The 16,690-nt window shown below is 67.5% G+C and carries 18 protein-coding genes; 12 read left to right on the top strand and 6 right to left on the bottom strand.

Annotated features, from left to right (window positions below; genetic code table 11):
* Nucleotides 1-188 precede the first annotated feature (188 nt).
* Genes V3W47_RS16750 through V3W47_RS16725 form a run of 6 tightly spaced genes read left to right on the top strand, consistent with a single transcriptional unit; the run spans nucleotide 189 to nucleotide 4,779 of the window.
* The gene (locus V3W47_RS16750) at nucleotides 189-761 is read left to right on the top strand and encodes an RNA polymerase sigma factor (RefSeq protein WP_331826370.1); all 573 of its coding nucleotides are present in this window, start codon (nucleotides 189-191) and stop codon (nucleotides 759-761) included.
* 16 nt (nucleotides 762-777) lie between these two features.
* Nucleotides 778-1,047 (top strand): hypothetical protein, encoded by a 270-nt coding sequence (locus tag V3W47_RS16745; protein ID WP_331826369.1) that lies wholly within the window; start codon nucleotides 778-780, stop codon nucleotides 1,045-1,047.
* Nucleotides 1,044-1,823 (top strand): transcriptional regulator, encoded by a 780-nt coding sequence (locus tag V3W47_RS16740; protein ID WP_331826368.1) that lies wholly within the window; start codon nucleotides 1,044-1,046, stop codon nucleotides 1,821-1,823. The genes V3W47_RS16745 and V3W47_RS16740 overlap by 4 nt, the downstream gene beginning before the upstream one ends.
* Before the next feature lie 34 nt (nucleotides 1,824-1,857).
* Nucleotides 1,858-3,123: a DUF1800 domain-containing protein gene (locus V3W47_RS16735; RefSeq protein ID WP_331826367.1), complete on the top strand. Its 1,266-nt coding sequence runs from the start codon at nucleotides 1,858-1,860 to the stop codon at nucleotides 3,121-3,123.
* A gap of 25 nt (nucleotides 3,124-3,148) precedes the next feature.
* The gene (locus V3W47_RS16730; RefSeq protein WP_331826366.1) at nucleotides 3,149-4,339 is read left to right on the top strand and encodes a DUF1501 domain-containing protein; all 1,191 of its coding nucleotides are present in this window, start codon (nucleotides 3,149-3,151) and stop codon (nucleotides 4,337-4,339) included.
* Complete coding sequence (locus V3W47_RS16725) at nucleotides 4,327-4,779, top strand: hypothetical protein (RefSeq protein WP_331826365.1); 453 nt, start codon at nucleotides 4,327-4,329, stop codon at nucleotides 4,777-4,779. The genes V3W47_RS16730 and V3W47_RS16725 overlap by 13 nt, the downstream gene beginning before the upstream one ends.
* A gap of 52 nt (nucleotides 4,780-4,831) precedes the next feature.
* On the opposite strand, the gene V3W47_RS16720 is transcribed toward V3W47_RS16725, so the two are convergent.
* Nucleotides 4,832-5,032 carry a hypothetical protein gene (locus tag V3W47_RS16720; protein WP_331826364.1) on the bottom strand — a complete coding sequence of 67 codons (201 nt, stop codon included), beginning with the start codon at nucleotides 5,030-5,032 and terminating at the stop codon, nucleotides 4,832-4,834.
* Between the two features lie 93 nt (nucleotides 5,033-5,125).
* Nucleotides 5,126-6,052 (bottom strand): GNAT family N-acetyltransferase, encoded by a 927-nt coding sequence (locus V3W47_RS16715; protein ID WP_331826363.1) that lies wholly within the window; start codon nucleotides 6,050-6,052, stop codon nucleotides 5,126-5,128.
* 385 nt (nucleotides 6,053-6,437) lie between these two features.
* On the opposite strand from V3W47_RS16715, the gene tkt reads away from it, so the two are divergent.
* Nucleotides 6,438-8,423 carry a transketolase gene (gene tkt / locus V3W47_RS16710; protein WP_331826362.1) on the top strand — a complete coding sequence of 662 codons (1,986 nt, stop codon included), beginning with the start codon at nucleotides 6,438-6,440 and terminating at the stop codon, nucleotides 8,421-8,423.
* Between the two features lie 17 nt (nucleotides 8,424-8,440).
* On the opposite strand, the gene V3W47_RS16705 is transcribed toward tkt, so the two are convergent.
* Together V3W47_RS16705 and V3W47_RS16700 are read right to left on the bottom strand one after the other, a co-directional pair.
* On the bottom strand, nucleotides 8,441-9,082 hold the full coding sequence (locus tag V3W47_RS16705) for a uracil-DNA glycosylase (protein WP_331826361.1): 642 nt from the start codon (nucleotides 9,080-9,082) through the stop codon (nucleotides 8,441-8,443).
* A 7-nt stretch (nucleotides 9,083-9,089) separates the two neighbouring features.
* Entirely contained in the window at nucleotides 9,090-9,296 is a 207-nt protein-coding gene (locus V3W47_RS16700; protein WP_331826360.1) for a DUF8622 domain-containing protein, read from the bottom strand.
* 219 nt (nucleotides 9,297-9,515) lie between these two features.
* Between V3W47_RS16700 and ddrC the strand changes: the two genes are divergently transcribed.
* From ddrC to V3W47_RS16685, 3 genes are all read left to right on the top strand, one after another.
* The gene (ddrC, locus tag V3W47_RS16695) at nucleotides 9,516-10,214 is read left to right on the top strand and encodes a DNA damage response protein DdrC (RefSeq protein WP_331826359.1); all 699 of its coding nucleotides are present in this window, start codon (nucleotides 9,516-9,518) and stop codon (nucleotides 10,212-10,214) included.
* Between the two features lie 134 nt (nucleotides 10,215-10,348).
* Nucleotides 10,349-11,404, top strand: a complete 1,056-nt coding sequence (locus V3W47_RS16690) for an LptF/LptG family permease (RefSeq protein WP_331826358.1) — start codon at nucleotides 10,349-10,351, stop codon at nucleotides 11,402-11,404.
* 11 nt (nucleotides 11,405-11,415) lie between these two features.
* The gene (locus tag V3W47_RS16685) at nucleotides 11,416-12,507 is read left to right on the top strand and encodes an LptF/LptG family permease (RefSeq protein WP_331826400.1); all 1,092 of its coding nucleotides are present in this window, start codon (nucleotides 11,416-11,418) and stop codon (nucleotides 12,505-12,507) included.
* Nucleotides 12,508-12,516: 9 nt separating this feature from the next.
* Here V3W47_RS16685 and V3W47_RS16680 read toward each other — a convergent pair whose 3' ends face one another.
* Together V3W47_RS16680 and V3W47_RS16675 are read right to left on the bottom strand one after the other, a co-directional pair.
* Complete coding sequence (locus V3W47_RS16680; RefSeq protein ID WP_331826357.1) at nucleotides 12,517-12,798, bottom strand: hypothetical protein; 282 nt, start codon at nucleotides 12,796-12,798, stop codon at nucleotides 12,517-12,519.
* A 445-nt stretch (nucleotides 12,799-13,243) separates the two neighbouring features.
* The gene (locus tag V3W47_RS16675) at nucleotides 13,244-13,537 is read right to left on the bottom strand and encodes an Lrp/AsnC family transcriptional regulator (protein ID WP_331826356.1); all 294 of its coding nucleotides are present in this window, start codon (nucleotides 13,535-13,537) and stop codon (nucleotides 13,244-13,246) included.
* A gap of 142 nt (nucleotides 13,538-13,679) precedes the next feature.
* Here V3W47_RS16675 and ahbA point away from each other — a divergent pair, with 142 nt between their 5' ends.
* On the top strand, nucleotides 13,680-14,729 hold the full coding sequence (gene ahbA, locus V3W47_RS16670) for a siroheme decarboxylase subunit alpha (RefSeq protein ID WP_331826355.1): 1,050 nt from the start codon (nucleotides 13,680-13,682) through the stop codon (nucleotides 14,727-14,729).
* A 366-nt stretch (nucleotides 14,730-15,095) separates the two neighbouring features.
* Nucleotides 15,096-15,344: a hypothetical protein gene (locus V3W47_RS16665; RefSeq protein ID WP_331826354.1), complete on the top strand. Its 249-nt coding sequence runs from the start codon at nucleotides 15,096-15,098 to the stop codon at nucleotides 15,342-15,344.
* Nucleotides 15,345-16,690: the final 1,346 nt, after the last annotated feature.

The following is a 16,690-nucleotide window of genomic DNA, read 5'->3' as shown; positions in this document are numbered from 1 at the left end:
GCGGGTCACACGCCCCCTCACCCCGGCCCTCTGCTTCGCAGCTCTCCGAGTCACCCACGGGGGGAGAGGGAGAAAAGCCCTGCCGACCTGCCGACGCCGACCTCTCGAAGCGGCTCATGGACATCACCCGCTCTCGCCCGCCCGTGGAACTTTTCCGCCCTCCCCCGACTCCTACGCTTGAGGCGGCTTTGACCCACGCTCCCCCCCACTCCTCCCACGAGCCGAGCGACGCGCACCTCGCCCGGCTGGCCGCGCACCCCGGTCCGCAGCGGGAAGCGGCGTTCGAGGCGCTGGTGCGGCGGCACGCCCCGCGCGTCCACCGCCTCGCGTCCGGAATGGTGGGGCCGGGGGCCGCCGACGACGTGGTGCAGGAGGTCCTGATCAGCATGTACCGGAATCTGGGCGGCTTTCGCGGCGAGGCGCAGTTCTCCACGTGGCTGCACCGCATTACCCTCAACGCCTGCCACCGGGCGCTGGCAGCACGTCAGGCGGTGGCGCTGGAGGACACGCCGGAACCCGCCGCCCCCCACAGCCCGGTCCGTGCCGGGGAGCAGGCCGACCTACGGGACCGCCTCGCGTGGGCGATGGGCCAGCTTCCGCCCGACCAGCGCGAGGCCGTGAGCCTGCGGGAACTGTCGGGGCTGGACTACGCCGAGATTGCCGAGGTGATGGGCGTGGAGGTGGGCACGGTCAAGAGCCGTATCCACCGGGGACGGGCGGCGTTGCGCGGGTTGTTGGCGGGAATAGGAGTAACGCCGTGAAGGGGAGGTTGAGGGGATGAACGACAGGGAGCTTGACGCGCTGTTCGCACGGGCACGGAAGGAGACGGCGGAGGACGCGGGGGCGGCGGAGCGGTTCCTGGCGTGGCACCGGGGGACGCTGGCGGCAGAGCCTCTACCTCCCCGCCGTGCCCGGACGCTCCGCTGGCCCGCTCTCCTCGCCGCCGCCGCCGTGCTGACGGGCGCGTTCGTGCTGCGGCCCGTGCCGCCGCTGCCGTCCAGCGCCGCCTACGACGCTTATGCGGGTACGCTCGGGGAGGGCTGGTGAGACGGTTCCTCGCCCTGCTGGCCTTGTTGAGTCTGAGCGGTGCCCACGCCGACGCCATCGACGACCTCTCCTCCGCCCTGTGGCGGGCGCGGACGCTGGCGGCGAAGGGGGAGGCCGAGGTGAGCGTGCTCTTCCCGCCGCGTGCGGTGGCCGCCGAGTCGGCCCGACGCGCTGACCGCCTCCCGGTGGTGCCCTTCCGCCCGGCGCTCATCCGCCGTCACTTCACGGTCACGCGGGCGGACGCTCCCCCGCTGGCAGGCCGCGACGTGACCCGCTTCGACCTGACGCCCAACGTCGGGCAGGCGGCCCACTGGAGCATTTGGGTGGACCGGGCGTGGAACGTGCCGCTCGCCTTCGAGGAACGGATGCCGGATGGGACCCTCGCCCGCCGCGCCGCCTTCACGCGGGTGAATGCGCAACCGGCCCGCCGTCCGAGACCGGTGCCGACGATGCCCGCCGGCCTGCGTCAGGCTGTCCTCGCGGCGCTGCCCGGCCTGCGCTTCCCGCCCGGATTCACACCCACGGCGGTGGCAGCGCGGGAGGCGGGTGGCGCGGAAGTCACGCTCAGTGACGGAATCAACGTCCTGGCGCTGGTCATCGCCCCCCGGAACGTCCGCACCGCGCCCGGTGTGGCCTCGCGCCGGGTGGGGCCGGACTTCGTGTGGCTGGTGGGAAACCTCCCCGACACGCCCCTCCGCCAGGCCCTGGCAGGCATCCAGGAGGTGAAGGCGGGGGAGCTGGGAACTTTCCTGGCCGGGAAGGACTCCAAGAAGTGACCATGATCTGCCCCTCCCCCTTCCCGGAGGTTCCATGTCCCTGAACCCCCTCTCCCGACGCCTCACCCTGGAGGACGCCGCACACCTGCTGAGACGAACCGCGTTCGGCGCGACGGACGCCCAGATTCGCGCCCTGGCAGGCCGTGACGCCCGCGAGGTGGCCCGCGAGCGGCTGGCCCTCGATCAACAGCTCGCACCTGGCAACCCCTTCGACCCCGCCGAGGCGGCCACCCCCTTCGCGGGCGTCCAGCTCACGCGGGCGGCGTGGCTGTATGAACTGCTGTACAGTCCTCACCCCCTGCGTGAGGTGCTCGCCCTCACCTGGAGCAACCATTTCGTGGTCGGCACCGACAAGGTGCGGAACGTGCCCGTGCTCGCGGACTACCTGAACCTGCTGCGCCGCCACGCGGCCACGACGGACTTTGCCCGCTTCGCGTTGGAGGTGGCGCAGTCGCCCGCGATGCTGCGCTACCTCGACGCCGACCGGAACCGCAAGGGGAAGCCCAACGAGAACTTCAGCCGCGAGCTGCTGGAACTGTTCACCACCGGCGTCGGCTCCTACACCGAGAAGGACGTGCAGGAGGGTGCCCGCGCCCTGACCGGCTGGACCTTCCGGGGTGGGCGCGGCAACCGGAGGTTTCTGGAGGACTCCGAGTTCTTCTTCGTCTCGGGCCAGCACGATGGGGGCCGCAAGACCTACCTGGGCCAGAGCGGGAACCTCAGCGGCGAGGACGTCGTGCGGATCGCAGCCACCCATCCCGCCACGGCCACGTTCGTCGCCCGCAAGTTGCACCGCGCCTTCGTGGCCGATACGCCCGACGAGGCGGCGGTGGCGACCAGCGCCGAGACCTTCCGCCGCACGAAGGGGAATATCCAGGCCGTGCTGGAGGAACTTCTCGCCAGCGACCACTTCTATGCCCGGCGCGGGGCGATCATCCGCAGTCCGGTCGCCTTCATCGTGGGGGCGCTGCGTACGCTGGGGCAGCCCCGGCTGGAGGTCAAACAGGTCCTGAACCTCGCGCAGACCGCCGGGCGGATGGGTCAGTTTCTGCTTCAGCCCGACAGCGTGAAGGGCTGGGACGGGGGCCGCGAGTGGGTGGGCGACACGGCCCTGCTGCTGCGGATGCAGGTGGCCGCCTCGCTGACGCTGGGTCAGGGCGCGCCGGGGCTGGAGACGCACCCCTCCGACCTCGCGTTGCTGGGCACCGAGCGCTCGCCGCTGGCCGGAGTGACGGACGGCCTGAACCCCAGGCAGCGCCTGTACCTGACCCTGATCAGCCCCGAATTCGGGCTGGCCTGAGTCCCAAGTGACCCGAGAGGTGACCATGACCGTGGACCGACGCGACTTTCTCAAGTACTCCACCCTGGCCATCGCCGCCACGAGCGGGATGCCCGGCTTTCTCGCCCGTGCGGCGGCACAGGCGGCGGCCCAGCCCGCCTCTGGGGGCAAGACCCTGGTGGTGATCCAGCTCACCGGGGGCAACGACGGCCTGAATACCCTGGTGCCGTCCTCCAACGGCGCGTATTATGCGGCCCGCCCCAACATCGCCATCCCTAAAAAGGACGTGCTGACCCTCACCCCCGACCTGGGGATGCACCCGGCCCTCAAGCCCCTGATGCCGCTCTGGGACAGCGGGCACCTCGCCTGGATGGAGAACGTGGGCTACCCCAACCCCCACCGCTCCCACTTCGCCAGCATGGCGATCTGGCACACCGCCGACCCCACGCAGGCGCGGGCCGAGGGCTGGATCGGGCGGGTGGCCGAGAAGATCGGCGACCCCTTCTGCGCGTCGAACATCGGGGGCACCACCCCGCAGGCGCTGCGGGCCTCCGAGTTCAGCCTGCCCTCCATCGGCAGCGTGGACAGCTTTCAGGTCAAGCTCCCGGCGGGGCTGGACGGGGCCTTCGAGCGGCTGCTCAACCTCCCCCGTCAGGGCGAGGCCGACTACCTGGGCCGCGCGACCCGGCAGATGGTGGCGAACACACAGAAGGTGCAGGCGAACGCGGCGAAGTACCGCCCCGGCGCGAAGTACCCGGAGGGCCGTTTCGGAACCAATCTTCAGGACGCCGCCCGATTGATCGCCGCCGGAACCGGACAGCGGGTGCTGTACGTCTCCCTGAACGGCTTCGACACCCACGCCGGGCAACGGGCCGATCAGGACGAGTTGCTTGGAACCCTCGCCTCGGGCCTCGCCGCCTTCCAGACCGACCTGGAAACGCAGGGCCTGGCTGACCGGGTGATCGTGATGGGCTTTTCGGAGTTCGGACGCCGGGTGGCCGAGAACGCCAGCGCGGGCACCGACCACGGCCAGGGCAGCGTGATGTTCGCCCTCGGCCAGGGAGTGAGGGGCGGGGTCCACGGCGACAGTCCGGACCTGGAGGACCTGGAGGACGGCGACATCCGTTACAAGCAGGACTTCCGGGGGGTCTACGCGGGGGCGCTGACGACCTGGCTGGGGCTGAACGCGCGGGACATCCTGGGTGGAGACTTCGCGGGGCCGGGATGGATCGCCTGAGCCTCTGGCTGGGCGCGGCGCTCACCGGGCTGGTGCTGCTCTCCGCTCCCGCTGTCCTGGCCCTGCCGAAGTACCGCCTCCTCACCGCGCAGCAGGTCGGGCATGACAAAGGCGACCCGCTGTGGCAGCTCTCGGGCCGGGTCGTGCCATGCGTGACGTGCCATCTCAGCGCGCAGGGCGGCCCCGGCTGGAACCCCTTCGGGGAGAGCCTGCGCGCGGGCTTCCGGGCCGAGCCGGGCGCGAGGTTCGGGGAGGTGTTGTACCGGGTGCTGGAAGCGAGAGCCGACGCCGACGGCGACGCCTACCCCGACGCGCTGGAGTTCCACGCGCGGACGAATCCGGGAGATGCCGCGAGCAGGCCGGAGCAGGGATTGGACGTGCTTCAGGCCGAGTTCGAGGCGGCGGGAGGATTGGAACAGTACGCGCCGAGGACACGCTGAGGACACAAAAGACCCCGCCGAAGCGGGGCCTGTCATTTCAGGGGAGGCTGGCTCAGGCCGCGAGGACGGCCTGGATGACTTGCAGGCGGTGCCCGTCCGCGAGTTGGGCGACAATTTCCTGGCGCAGCTCGTTCGCGTTCTCCAGCCCCAGGTCCTCGATCAGCCGGACGAAATCGATCTCACGGTAGGGCTGCCCGGCAGGTTGGGAGTGCGCGAAGTAGGCAACGAGTTCCTCGAAGGTCAGCGGTGACATGCCCCAAGCCTGCTCCTCCCCGATGAAGATTTCCTTAAAAAAAGTCGCATATCGAAGAAAGTGTGAGGCCGGATACGGGAGGGGCCGTGCCGCTCACAGCCGCCGCTCCCACGTCACCCACATCGCCTCGGGGACGTAGCCCAGCCGGGAGTTGACCCGCAGCATGGGGAGGTTGAGGACGGCACCGCCCGTGCTTGCGCGTGCATACCCCTCCTCGCTCGCCCATCCCAGCGCGTGCGCCCCCAGAACGGTGGCGAGACCCCGGCCCCGGTGGTCGCGGGCGGTGACAGTATGTTCGATCTCCACCTCCCGGCCCTGTGGCGTCAGGCGGGTGCTGGCGACGATCTCGCCCCGGAGGCGGACCACGAAGGCGACCTCCTCACGCACGACCATCTCCCGCAGCTCAGCCAGGGTGAGCGGGTCGGGTGTGGTCGTCGGGTGGCGCGGCGCGTTCTCGATGCCGAGCGTGTGGAGGGCGTGCAGGGCGGCCCAATCCCCTTCCGGCGCGTTCTCCCCCAGCCGCTCCACCTCGTACCCGGCGAGGAAGAGGCGTTCTTCCAGCGCGGCGAAGGGGGCCGGGTCAAAGCGCGTGAGGTCGAGGTGCGCGCCCCACGACTGCCAGGCGTTGCGAGAGCCTGCCGCGTGGAAGAAGCCCATCGTCTCCGGCCAGTCCTCGCGCGTCACGCCGAGGAGCCGGGAGAAGCCGTTCGGGAGCCGGGCCAGGGCGGCGAGGTACAGGGCCGTGAAGGTGGTCGGGTCTCCCGCCAGATCGGGCCTCAGCGCGTCGGAGGCGGCGGAACCGAACGGGGAAAGGTGGAGGGTGGCGACCACCTCATCCCCATTTACAGCGACGAGCCGCACACGGCCAGGGTCGGCACTCTCCCTGAACTGCTCCACCGTATACGTCCAATGCCCCCGCATTCCGGCGGTGACAAGCCGCGCGACGGCGGGCGCGTCGGCATTCTGGAAGGGGCGTACCGAAAGCGTCGCCTCTGTCGGCGTCGGGTCAGGAAGGCTCACGCGGTTATGGTGCTCGTCGCAGGAGCCGGGGGCGAATCCCCGATCTACGCCAAATGGCTTGCGAGTGCATATGCGTCCCTCCTTCGCAAGCCCAACCCCGTACCCGTCACCCCCGCCCTCCATACATCCCGACTCATACTCAGGTCACATTCACGTATTGACTTGACAGGATTACGCCCCAACCGTATTCTGTCCTCACCGGAATGGAGGTGCCGTGGTGTGCCTGTTCCCCGGACCGGAGGGAGCCGAGCGCCCCCAATCCCGCTTCAGACCGTGCCCTTGCCTGTGTTGGTGGGGGCACCTGCCTTTTCTGGCCTGTCCTGTCTGACCACAGGGTGAAGACAGACCGGGTTGGCCCTATGGTATGGCCCCTTACACTGGCCCCATGACGGCTACCCAACAACAGCAGAGTGTGGAGCAGCTCAGCGTGAACACCATCCGCACGCTCGCCATCGACGCCGTGCAGCAGGCGAACAGCGGGCACCCCGGCGCACCGCTGGGGGCGGCCCCGATGGGCTACGTGGTGTGGCAGCGCTTCCTGCGCTTCAACCCGAAGAACCCGGATTGGGCGGGCCGCGACCGCTTCGTGCTGTCGGCGGGTCACGCCTCCATGCTGATCTACTCGCTGCTGCACCTCACGGGCTATGACATGCCGCTGGACGACCTCAAGCGCTTCCGGCAGTGGGGCAGCAAGACGCCCGGCCACCCGGAGTTCTTCCACACGAAGGGGCTGGACGCGACGACGGGGCCGCTCGGGCAGGGCGCGGCGATGTCGGTCGGCATGGCGATGGCGGAGGCGCACCTCGCCGCCCGCTACAACCGCGAGGGCTTCGCCGTCTTCGACAACGACGTTTACTCCATCCTCGGCGACGGCGACCTTCAGGAGGGCATCAACCACGAGTCGGCGGCGCTCGCCGGGCACCTGCGGCTCGGCAGGCTGATCTGGCTGCACGACGACAACGAGGTTCAGCTCGACACGGCGACTTCCCAGGCCGAGTCCGACGACGTGGCGGCCCGCTACCGTGCCTACGGCTGGCAGGTGCTGCGCGTGGCCGACGGCAACAATCTGGACGAGATCGAGGCGGCCATCCGCGAGGCGAAGGCCGATACGGGGCGACCCTCCCTGATTCAAGTGCGGACGACCATCGGCTTCGGCAGCCCCCGCGCGGGCACGAGCAAGGCGCACGGCGAGCCGCTGGGGGCCGACGGTGTGGCCTCGACGAAGGCCGCGCTGGGCTGGGACTACCCGCCCTTCACCGTGCCGGACGAGGTGCGCGCCCACATGGACGCGACCGAACGGGGAGCGAAGCTGGAGGCCGAGTGGCAGGCGATGTTCGACGCCTACGCCACCCAGTATCCCGACCTCGCCGCCGAGGTGATGGCCCTCCTCAAGCGGGAGCTGCCGGGGAATCTGGAGAGTGCCCTCCCCACCTTCGAGCCGGGCGGGAAGGGCGTCGCCACGCGCAACGCGAGCGGGGAGGTCATCAACGCGCTGGCGCGGGTGGTGCCCGGTCTGATGGGCGGCAGCGCGGACCTGAGCGGCAGCACGAAGACGACGATCAAGGACGGCGGGACCTTCGGTGCCGAGAACTATGCGGGCCGCAACGTTTACTTCGGGGTGCGCGAGTTCGGCATGGCCGCCGCCGGAAACGGTCTCGCGCTGTACGGCGGTCCGCGCCCGCTGGTGGGCACCTTCCTCGTCTTCGCGGACTACCTCAAGCCCGCCTTCCGGCTCTCGGCGATCCAGATGCAGCCCGTGACCTACGTGCTGACCCACGACTCCATCGGCCTCGGCGAGGACGGCCCCACCCACCAGCCCATCGAGCAGCTCGCCATGCTGCGCGCCGTGCCGAACGCCCGCGTCATCCGCCCCGCCGACGCGAACGAGACCGCCGCCGCGTGGCTCCTCGCGCTGGAGCACGGCACCGGCCCCACCGCGCTCGCGCTCTCCCGCCAGGATTTGCCCGTTATGCCCCGCAACGTCGAGGGCGTGAGGAAGGGCGCTTACGTCGTCCGTGATGTGGAGGGGGCACAGGTCATCCTCGTCGCCTCCGGCTCGGAGGTCAGCCTCGCAATGGATACCGCCGAGGCGCTGAGCGGGGAGGGCATCGCCGCCCGCGTGGTGTCGATGCCGTGCATGGAACTCTTCCGCGAGCAGGACAGGAGCTACCGCGACTCCGTGCTCACACCCGGCGTGCGGCGCGTCGCCATCGAGGCCGCGAGCAAGCAGCCGTGGTACGAGTGGGTGGGCCATGACGGCGCGGTGGTCGGGATGGAGACGTTCGGGGCCTCCGCCCCCGCTGCGGTGCTGTTCGAGAAGTTCGGGTTCTCCGTGGAGAACGTGGTACGGGTGGTGAAGGAAGTGCTGTAGCGGTCAGCGATCAGCCCTCAGCCGTCAGCAGGAGGAGCGTCCAACCCCGTGTGAGGGTGGGCGCTTTTCTCATCCCGCAACAGCTCACGGGCGCTCACGAGGGCACCTAAAGCCACTCCCGCCGACCGCCACCGCGCGTTGAAGTTCTGCGGGCTGGGGTGCGGGCAGGCGAGGGTGGGCAGACCCGACCCCACCTCCGGCCAGGCCGCCTGTGCGTGCCGACCGACGAGGACCACAGCACGCAGCTCCGGCATGAGCGAGAGCAGGTGCCGGGTCAGCGGCGCGGCCTCGGCGTATTGGGCAGGCCGGGGCGTCACGACGCCGTTCTCGCTCATCTGCCACGGCACCGCGTTCCACACGGCCACGTCCCCCCGCCGCAGGCCGGAGAGATGCAACAGGCAGCGCAGGTTCTCCGCCGTCCCGTCCGGGTTGTCCATCGAGACGAAGCCCGTGCGGCTCACCACCGGGCCGGGTGATTCGAGCAGCAGGAGAACCCGCGCCCCCACGCCGCCGTCATGCGGGTCGAGGGCGGGAAACCAGCGGCCCGAGGCGGCGGCCTGCGCCTCCACCCACAGATTGAGCGGCGCGACGTGGGGGGCGAGGCGCTGGGCCGCGCGTGCCCCCCGCACGTCGGGAAGACCTAGGCTCCGGGTCTGCACGCCCGACCTACGCCGACCCGCCGCGACCCTTGACGGCCTTCCAGGTGCCGCCGTAGCGGTACTCGGGGTTGTCCTCGGCCTCGGTGCGGCGGCAGGGCGGGCACAGGAAGACCCAGCCCTCGTCCTCGCGGCGGACCACGCGGTACATGACGGGCGAGGGCTGGCCGCAGCGGGCGCACGCCTTCTCTCGCTGGCGGTGGGGCGGGGTGGGCATGGGGGGAGTGTAGGCGGCACGCTCCCTGGGGCCGTGAGCCTCGGCTTTCGGTCTTCATAGCCTTCCGGCGCGGGCGGTGGAGGACGCCGGACTTAACCGTACCTTGTGGGACCGGGTTGCCGAGAACCTACGTCTGAGTCGGGGTTTATAAGGCGTCCAGCAGTGCCGCGTAGCCGCAAATTATTATGCTATTAGCATAATTTATGTTAAGATGTACGCATGAAGACGGCCCCCGTGACCCTGGAATTCGGCACGCAGCGCCTGCCCGCCAGCGCGGACGGACTGCTGCACGCCGCGACCGCCCTCACCACCCTGGGCGTTCCCATGCCCGACAACTGGACGGCTTTTGCCGACGACCATGATCTGAGCAGCCCCGAGCGTGACTTCGGGGTGGGGCCGGAGGCGACCCTCAGCGCCACCGAGTTCGCGCAGCTTTCCTTCACGCTGGGCACGCCCGAGGCGCGGCGCTGGCGCAAGCGGGCGCAGACCCTGCTCGCCCGCGCGCTGACGGGAGACGTGCGCCTCGCCGCCCAGATCGCCGAGCGCAACGCCGACCCCGAGGCGCGGCGCTGGCTGGCCGCCCGGCTGGAGAGCACCGACGCCCGCCGCACCCTGATGAGCACCGTCGCCCGGCACGGCGGCGAGGGGCGCGTGTACGGCCAGCTCGGTTCCATCAGCAACCGCTCCGTACTCGGCACCGACTCGGCCACCATCCGCCGGGAGCGCGGCGTCAAGCAGACCCGCGACGGCCTGCGGAGTGAAGAACTCCTGCGCCTCGCCTACCTCGACACCGCCACCGCCCGCGCCATCGCCGAGCGCGGCGCGCAGGGCAACGAGGCCATCCTCCGGCTCCACGAACACGTCGCCCGCCGCGAGCGCCACCTGTGGGACAACCCGCTTCCTTCGCAGACGGGCTGAGGCTTCCCCTTCCCGAGTTCGAGAGGCTCCGCCGCGTGGTCGGTGGGGCCTCTCCCTTTTATTCTGCTGACGGCTGAAAGCTGGGAGTTGGAGGCTTCCACAAGTGACGAATCCGTGCCGACCCCTGCTCTACAATGCCGCGCGTGCCCGCCCTCCTGATCCGCTCGGTGCTGCGCGAGGTCCTGCGGTGGTACGCGGCGGGGCTGGCGCTCTTTTTAATCCTGCAACTCGCGGACATCCTGAGTACGGTCGCGGGGCTGCTGCTGGTACACGACGCGACCCTCGGGGAGGTCCTGACCGCAGTAGGAGCCTATGCGCCCACCATCCTCAACCGGGCGCTCGTGCTGGCGGTGCCTCTGGCGGTGCTGCTCGCCTTCGGGCGGCTTCAGAGCGACAGTGAACTCAAGGCGATGTTCGCGGCGGGCGTGCGGCCCCTGGCGCTGGTGTGGCCGCTCGCGCTGCCGTTCGTCCTCGTGGGCGCGGTCGCCTACGTGAACGCCGGGTACGTGGTGCCCGCCGGGCTGGAACGCTGGGACCGCGCGTGGTACGGCATCTACGGGACCGTGCCGCCGCCCCCCACTCAGGACAACTACACTTACGCGCCGCCGGGGGCGCTCTTCTACGCGGGCCGGGTCCGCAACCCGGAGGGCGGGACGGTCGCCCAGCTCGACGGCGTGCTCGTTCAGCGCGGCGCGGAGACGGTCACGGCGCAGACGGGCACCTGGGACACCGGGAAGGGCACCTGGACCCTCCAGAACGCCTGGATCACCCGACCCGGCGAGGATCCCCGGCAGGCGAAGGGACCGCTGAGCTTCCCGCAGGGGGACACGCTGGCCCCACCCCCACCGCCCGCGAACAAGGTCAGCACGCCGGAACTCCATAAGCGGCTGGCCTCGGGTCGGCTGACGCCCGAGCAGCGGCGGGACTACACCTTCCAGCTCGCCGCCCGCCTCGCCGATCCCGTGACGCCGGTCGTGTTCGCGCTCGCGGCGGGGGCGCTGGGGCTGTTCCTGCGGAACAGGGCGGCGGCCTTCGCGGCGGTGCTCGTCTTCCTCGTGGCGTTCTACGTGCTGTGGACGACCGTGCCGCAACTCGCGCGGGCGGGGGCCGTCCAGCCCGTGCTCGCGGCGTGGCTGCCCAACCTCGTCTTCCTGCTCTTCGCGGGGCTGCTCGCGTGGAGGTTGCGGTGAGGCCCCCGTCCCTGAAACGCTTCGAGCGGTACGTCCTCGCCGAGATTCTGCCGCCGCTCGTGGGGGCGCTCGCCAGCGTGATCGTGCTCGTGCTGCTGACGCTGCTGGAGGAGGCCATCGCGCCGCTGCTCGCCAAGGGGGCCAACCCCCTGCTCGTCGCGCGGCTCGTGGCCCTCAACGTGCCGGAGGCGGTCGCCACCGCGCTCCCCATCGCCCTGATGTTCGCCATCCTGCTCGGGCTGTCGCGCCTCGCCGCCGACTCGGAGATCAAGGCGGCGCTGGCGAGCGGGGTGCCCGCGTCGCGGCTGTTCCGGCCCGTGCTGCTCCTCGCAGTGGGGGTCACGGTGCTGTCCTTTGCCCTCAGCGAACTCCTCGTCACCCGCGCGAAGGTGCGTGTGCAGGCCGTCCAGCGCGAGATCGTCCTCGACAACCCGCGCGTCCTGGGGCTGGGGGAGAACGGCCTCGTCCTCCGCGACGCGCTGGGGCGGGCGATCAGCGTGGGGCGGGCGCTGCCGGGCGGCGAGCTGCGCGACCTGCGGATCGTGACGATGCAGGCGGGAGCGCCCCCGCGTGAGGTCATCACGGCGCGGCGTGGGCGGCTGCGCCCCGGCAGCAACGTACTGGAGCTTCAGGACGGGCGGCGCGTCACCTTTCAGGACGCCCGGCCCGTCACGGTGCTCACCTTCGTCAGCGGCACCCTCCCCGTGCAGGACGTTCAGGCGAGCTTCGAGGGAGGGAACGGGGCGCTGAGGCCGATCTACCTTCCCCTCTCACAACTCATCGAGCGCACGAACACCTACCGCCAGCAAAGCGTCCGCTCGCCCGCCGACTTCACCGCCCTGCACCGCCGCTTCGCCGAACCGCTCGCCGCGCTGGCGCTGGCCTTTTTCGCGGTCAGCCTCGCCGTCTACACCTTCCGCAGCGGGCTGAATCTGGGACTGGTGTGGGCGCTGCTTCTCTCTTTCGCGTACTACGCCACATGGAGCGTCTTCCGGGTGATGGGTGAGAACGGGGCGCTGCCGCCCACGGTCGCCGCCTACGCGCCCGACCTGATCGCGGTGCTGGCGGGCGGGCTGCTGCTGTGGCGGGCGGCGCGGCGGTAGGAGAGCGGGTCAAAGGAGAACGTTCACGGCCCGGAGTTCCCTCAGAATGTCCTCGTAAGCCGCCTGTGCCTCCGGGAACTTCCGCTCCAACCACCGCTGATCCTTGCACTCGTAACGCGCGGCGTGGCAAATCCGCTTGAGGAGGACGAAGGCAGCCGCCATTTCGTCCAACGGGTTCGGAATATCGCGCTGGAGGATGCGGGGGAGGCTCTCGTAGTTGAAGTCCGTGCCCCGGTAGCCGGGGCGAACGTCGCTGATGTGTGCCCGGATGCCGTGGAGGGTGGTGTACATCATCAAGGTGATTCGCCAGTCGAGCGCATCCTCGGGGAGGCTGTCGAGGATGCGCCTGTTGTGCTGGGCCTATGCCTCGTGCTGGGCCTTACCGGGCATCTGCCGTGCGGAAGGTGATGTCGTCCACCCAACTCCCGGCGGCGCGGGCGGCACGCATCAGGACCGTTCCAATATCCCGCTTAGGTTCGTACTCGTCCTCAATTTTTGGATCAATCCGACATTCCAGAAGCCAGCCACCATCGGGACCCACCGTCACGTCTACACCCCGTAGCCCTAAATTCTGGAGTTGGGGAAGCACGCTTGTCAGTTCAGGGGACACGTCTCCGGGTCGGTTCGTCAATCTGTTCGCCACTTCTTGCTCCCTTCGCGGAAGATGCAGGCCAACACGTTGGGTTCACTCTACCGCCCTCGATGGGGTACCGAGGAAGACTGGTTGGTGGACACCCTACCCCCCCGTCCCCTCGTCCAGCCCCACCCCGAAACCCTGATCGAGCAAGGCCTCGCTGTAGGTGCGGAAGGCGAGCATCGTCTGGGTGCGGGTGATGCCCGCCACCTTCCGCAGGTGCCCCGTCACCACGTCATCGAGGTCCTCGTAGCGGGCGAGGCGCAGGATCGCCACGATGTCCCACTCGCCCGTCACCGAGTACACCTCGCGCACATTCGGCACGCCCGCCAGCGCCTCGGCGGTCTCCTGAATTCGCTGCCGCTCCGCCTGCACCATCACGATTGCAGTGACCATGCCTCATTGTGGCGTGCTGCTCCCTCCACCCCAGGGAACCCGCCTGGGCAAACCTTCAGAGTGTGCCGGAGGACCGGATTTCGCGCGCCTGACCGCTCGTTCGGGGACGTTCTGCCGTCGTAGCGGGCGGTATCCTTCCCTCATGACCGCTCCCGCTCCCGCCGCCACGCAGGTTTCGCCGCGTGAGCAACTCCTCAACCGCATCCAACGCGACATTCCCATCGTCCAGCGCCCCTACCGCGTGATCGCGGAAGAGGTCGGCATGACCGAAGCCGAGGCGCTGGACATCTTGCGTGAGGTGAAGGCGGAGGGCGTGCTGCGGCAGGTGAGCGCCATCTTCGACACGCGGACGCTGGGGTACAAGTCCAGCCTCGTCGCCGCCGTGTACGACGAGGACCAGCTCGACGCGGGGGCCGAGATCGTGAACGGGCATCCCGGCGTGAGCCACAACTACAAGCGCAACCACAGCTTCAACCTCTGGTACACCATCGCCGTGCCGCCTGAAAGCGACATTGAGGCGCATGTCCAGCGGCTCCACGACCTCAGCGGTGCCCGTGTGACCCGGCTGATGCCGACCCTGCACCTGTTCAAGATCGGGGTGGAGTTCGACATGAGCGGCAAGGAGGACTGGAACGCGAAGGCCGCGCCGCAGTACACGAACGCCGACCGCAACATCGGGTACGAGGTGACGGACCTCGACCGCGCCTTCGTCGTGGAGTTCCAGAAGGACCTGCCCGTGACCGAGGAACCCTATGCCGACGCCTGCGCCGCCCTCAGCCTGAGCATCGAGGAGGTCGCCGCGCACGCCGCGAGGATGAAGGCGGCGGGTGCCTTGCGCCGCGTCTCCGCCGTCTTCCGGCACCAGAAGGCGGGCTTCACCTTCAACGCGATGGGCGTGTGGGCCGTGCCAGGGGACGAGGTGGCCGAGACGGGCCGCCGCATGGCCGAGTTCAAGGCGGTCAGCCACTGCTACCTGCGCCCCACCTACCCCGAGTGGCCCTACACCATCTTCACGATGGTCCACGGGCGCAGCAAGGAGGAGGCGTTCGGCAAGATTGAGGCGATTGAGCGGGAGGTCGCGCCCGGCATCGATCACGCCATCCTGTACTCGACGAAGGAATACAAGAAGATTCGGCTGGAGTTCTATAAGCCGGAGTTCTACAGTTGGGCCGAACGGCACAACCTCACTTGATCGCTATGTCACGGCGCTTTTACTATCAGCATAGGCGGCTGTACGTCGAAGATGCGGGCAGGAATGCTCTCTGTTTTGCTCTGATTGGCCCATAGAAGGCCGAGGAGGGGTAGGGTGGCCCCTGAGGGGAGGCACCACTACCTTATCTGCCCCTTCTCGTGGCTTACAGAGGGTTTTTGTTGTAGCGGAATCGCCGGGTAGACTGATTATGAGCAAACTCTCCCTCGTTTTTCTCTGGAGAAAAATGGACGGGCAACGGGTCGAATCTGACCTGACGCCTACCTGGGTGAACCTGTATTCACCAGTGGTGCCGAGCCAATCGCACATCTGCTAAGTTCTGGATGTTCAGACACACAAGGAGGCTCTATGCGACATGCTGTTGCTTCACTGGCTGGTATTTTGTTGTTCTCTACAGCTCAGTCCATTGACTATACTTTTGAAAACATTTTGAAGCAACGCTTTCCAAAAGCATATGGAGCGTGTATGGATTACGCTGCACAAGCAAACGGGCCTTGGAAGGAGCCTTACAACCGCCCGCTTGCCTTCTATGATTGTGCACAAGCTTATGTATACCAACACTATTATGTTCCTTTGAGGGAGAGAGAGAAGAGGTAGGAAATTTGTTGCGCCTAAACCTACGGAGACAATTCTCGTTGGTGATCCTAGCTCTCCCAGGCTATTTGATAAACCAGTCAATCAATACGGCAATTTCTGTTTTAATCATTATAGCAAGGCCATCGAAGCTCAAATATCTCTGTGTAGCGATATCAAAACGCCAGGGGCGAAGATTGGCCCTCATCCTGATTGGTTCACACGCTTATGGAATTCTAGCTTGAGGGAATTGCGTGTTTGTCCAAGCAACTTAACGCCCTATTACAGAAATGAGGCCATAAGTTGTGGTCTTACAGATGTAGAGGTAAACGAGGCATACCAACTAACCGCAGAAGCGTTGGGTCCAGAGTGGACTAAAGGTAAATTAACCAGTCACCATATGTATAATGACGTGTACATATGGCGTTTCAACACGGCGAGTGAATTTATAATAGTAACATTTGCCTATTTATATGAGAGGAAGCCTGGGGCGGTTATGACATTCACCATGTTATGGCGTCCCAATGTACCTTACGTATACAAGGGTAAAAGCTACGTGAAATGAGTTTAACTCTGGCAAGCATAGTAGAAGTGCAATACTAAAATACGTTTAGTTACAAAGCAAGGTGTAAGATTATAGATGAGCTTGCCGTATCGATAATAGACGCAATTGATCGATCAGCTACAGTATCTGTTGACCGTCCACGCGCCTTCGGCGCGGCCCGTCGCTTCGCTCCGGGCACCGTTGGGAGGAATTCACCTAGTCGCTAGACATATCGGCTTGATCCATCTGATCTAACCAATGATCCCGAGCCAACTCCTTAGCCGTAGGGTAGGAGGACGGGTCAGACTGTGAACTAAGTACCGCTTCAGGATGATGCACTGACACGTAGTTAGTTGAGGACCGCCGACGAGACCTCCGCCCGGAGGGTTTGGCAGCCTTCCCTTTCACTCTGCCCTGCGTGTCTGTCATCCACCCGACGCACCGAGGAAGGTTCTGTTTCCCAGTGACAAGACGTTGCATCCGGCTCATCAGGTCTGTGTGTTGCTGCGCTCCCAGATGCTGACGGATACGCACTTCCGGCGACAGCGAGGACAGGTAGGGCGGGCGAATCTTGGACCGCTCTAGCCGTGTCGCCCCAGCAAGAACAGGCTTGGCGACGTACAGAAAGAAGCCAAAGAGGGTCCGAGTGTCTTTCGTGCTGGGATCGACCGTGTACAGGTCCAGCGGGTCAGGGTGCCGCCCTGACCGCCTGACAGAAAGTATGAGAAAGCGTCCCCGGTAGGGGACACTTTCTGTTTGTGACAACTGAAAATGCCGCCGGGGACGCTCCTCGACTCTACCAGGCTGTCCTGGCTCAGCTCCAGAC

The organism is Deinococcus sp. YIM 134068 (genome assembly GCF_036543075.1).
Classification (GTDB): Bacteria; Deinococcota; Deinococci; order Deinococcales; family Deinococcaceae; genus Deinococcus; species Deinococcus lichenicola.
Note: the sequence above shows the minus strand (reverse complement) of the source record. Positions and strands in the feature narration are given on the sequence as shown.

Bases quoted from the DNA above. Each gene is read 5' to 3' on its own strand.
- V3W47_RS16745 (WP_331826369.1), top strand. From the start codon at position 778: ATGAACGACAGGGAGCTTGACGCGCTGTTCGCACGGGCACGGAAGGAG.
- V3W47_RS16735 (WP_331826367.1), top strand. From the start codon at position 1,858: ATGTCCCTGAACCCCCTCTCCCGACGCCTCACCCTGGAGGACGCCGCA.
- V3W47_RS16730 (WP_331826366.1), top strand. From the start codon at position 3,149: ATGACCGTGGACCGACGCGACTTTCTCAAGTACTCCACCCTGGCCATC.
- V3W47_RS16725 (WP_331826365.1), top strand. From the start codon at position 4,327: ATGGATCGCCTGAGCCTCTGGCTGGGCGCGGCGCTCACCGGGCTGGTG.
- V3W47_RS16720 (WP_331826364.1), bottom strand. From the start codon at position 5,032: ATGTCACCGCTGACCTTCGAGGAACTCGTTGCCTACTTCGCGCACTCC.
- tkt (WP_331826362.1), top strand. From the start codon at position 6,438: ATGACGGCTACCCAACAACAGCAGAGTGTGGAGCAGCTCAGCGTGAAC.
- V3W47_RS16700 (WP_331826360.1), bottom strand. From the start codon at position 9,296: ATGCCCACCCCGCCCCACCGCCAGCGAGAGAAGGCGTGCGCCCGCTGC.
- ddrC (WP_331826359.1), top strand. From the start codon at position 9,516: ATGAAGACGGCCCCCGTGACCCTGGAATTCGGCACGCAGCGCCTGCCC.
- V3W47_RS16690 (WP_331826358.1), top strand. From the start codon at position 10,349: ATGCCGCGCGTGCCCGCCCTCCTGATCCGCTCGGTGCTGCGCGAGGTC.
- V3W47_RS16680 (WP_331826357.1), bottom strand. From the start codon at position 12,798: ATGTACACCACCCTCCACGGCATCCGGGCACACATCAGCGACGTTCGC.
- V3W47_RS16675 (WP_331826356.1), bottom strand. From the start codon at position 13,537: ATGGTCACTGCAATCGTGATGGTGCAGGCGGAGCGGCAGCGAATTCAG.
- ahbA (WP_331826355.1), top strand. From the start codon at position 13,680: ATGACCGCTCCCGCTCCCGCCGCCACGCAGGTTTCGCCGCGTGAGCAA.
- V3W47_RS16665 (WP_331826354.1), top strand. From the start codon at position 15,096: ATGCGACATGCTGTTGCTTCACTGGCTGGTATTTTGTTGTTCTCTACA.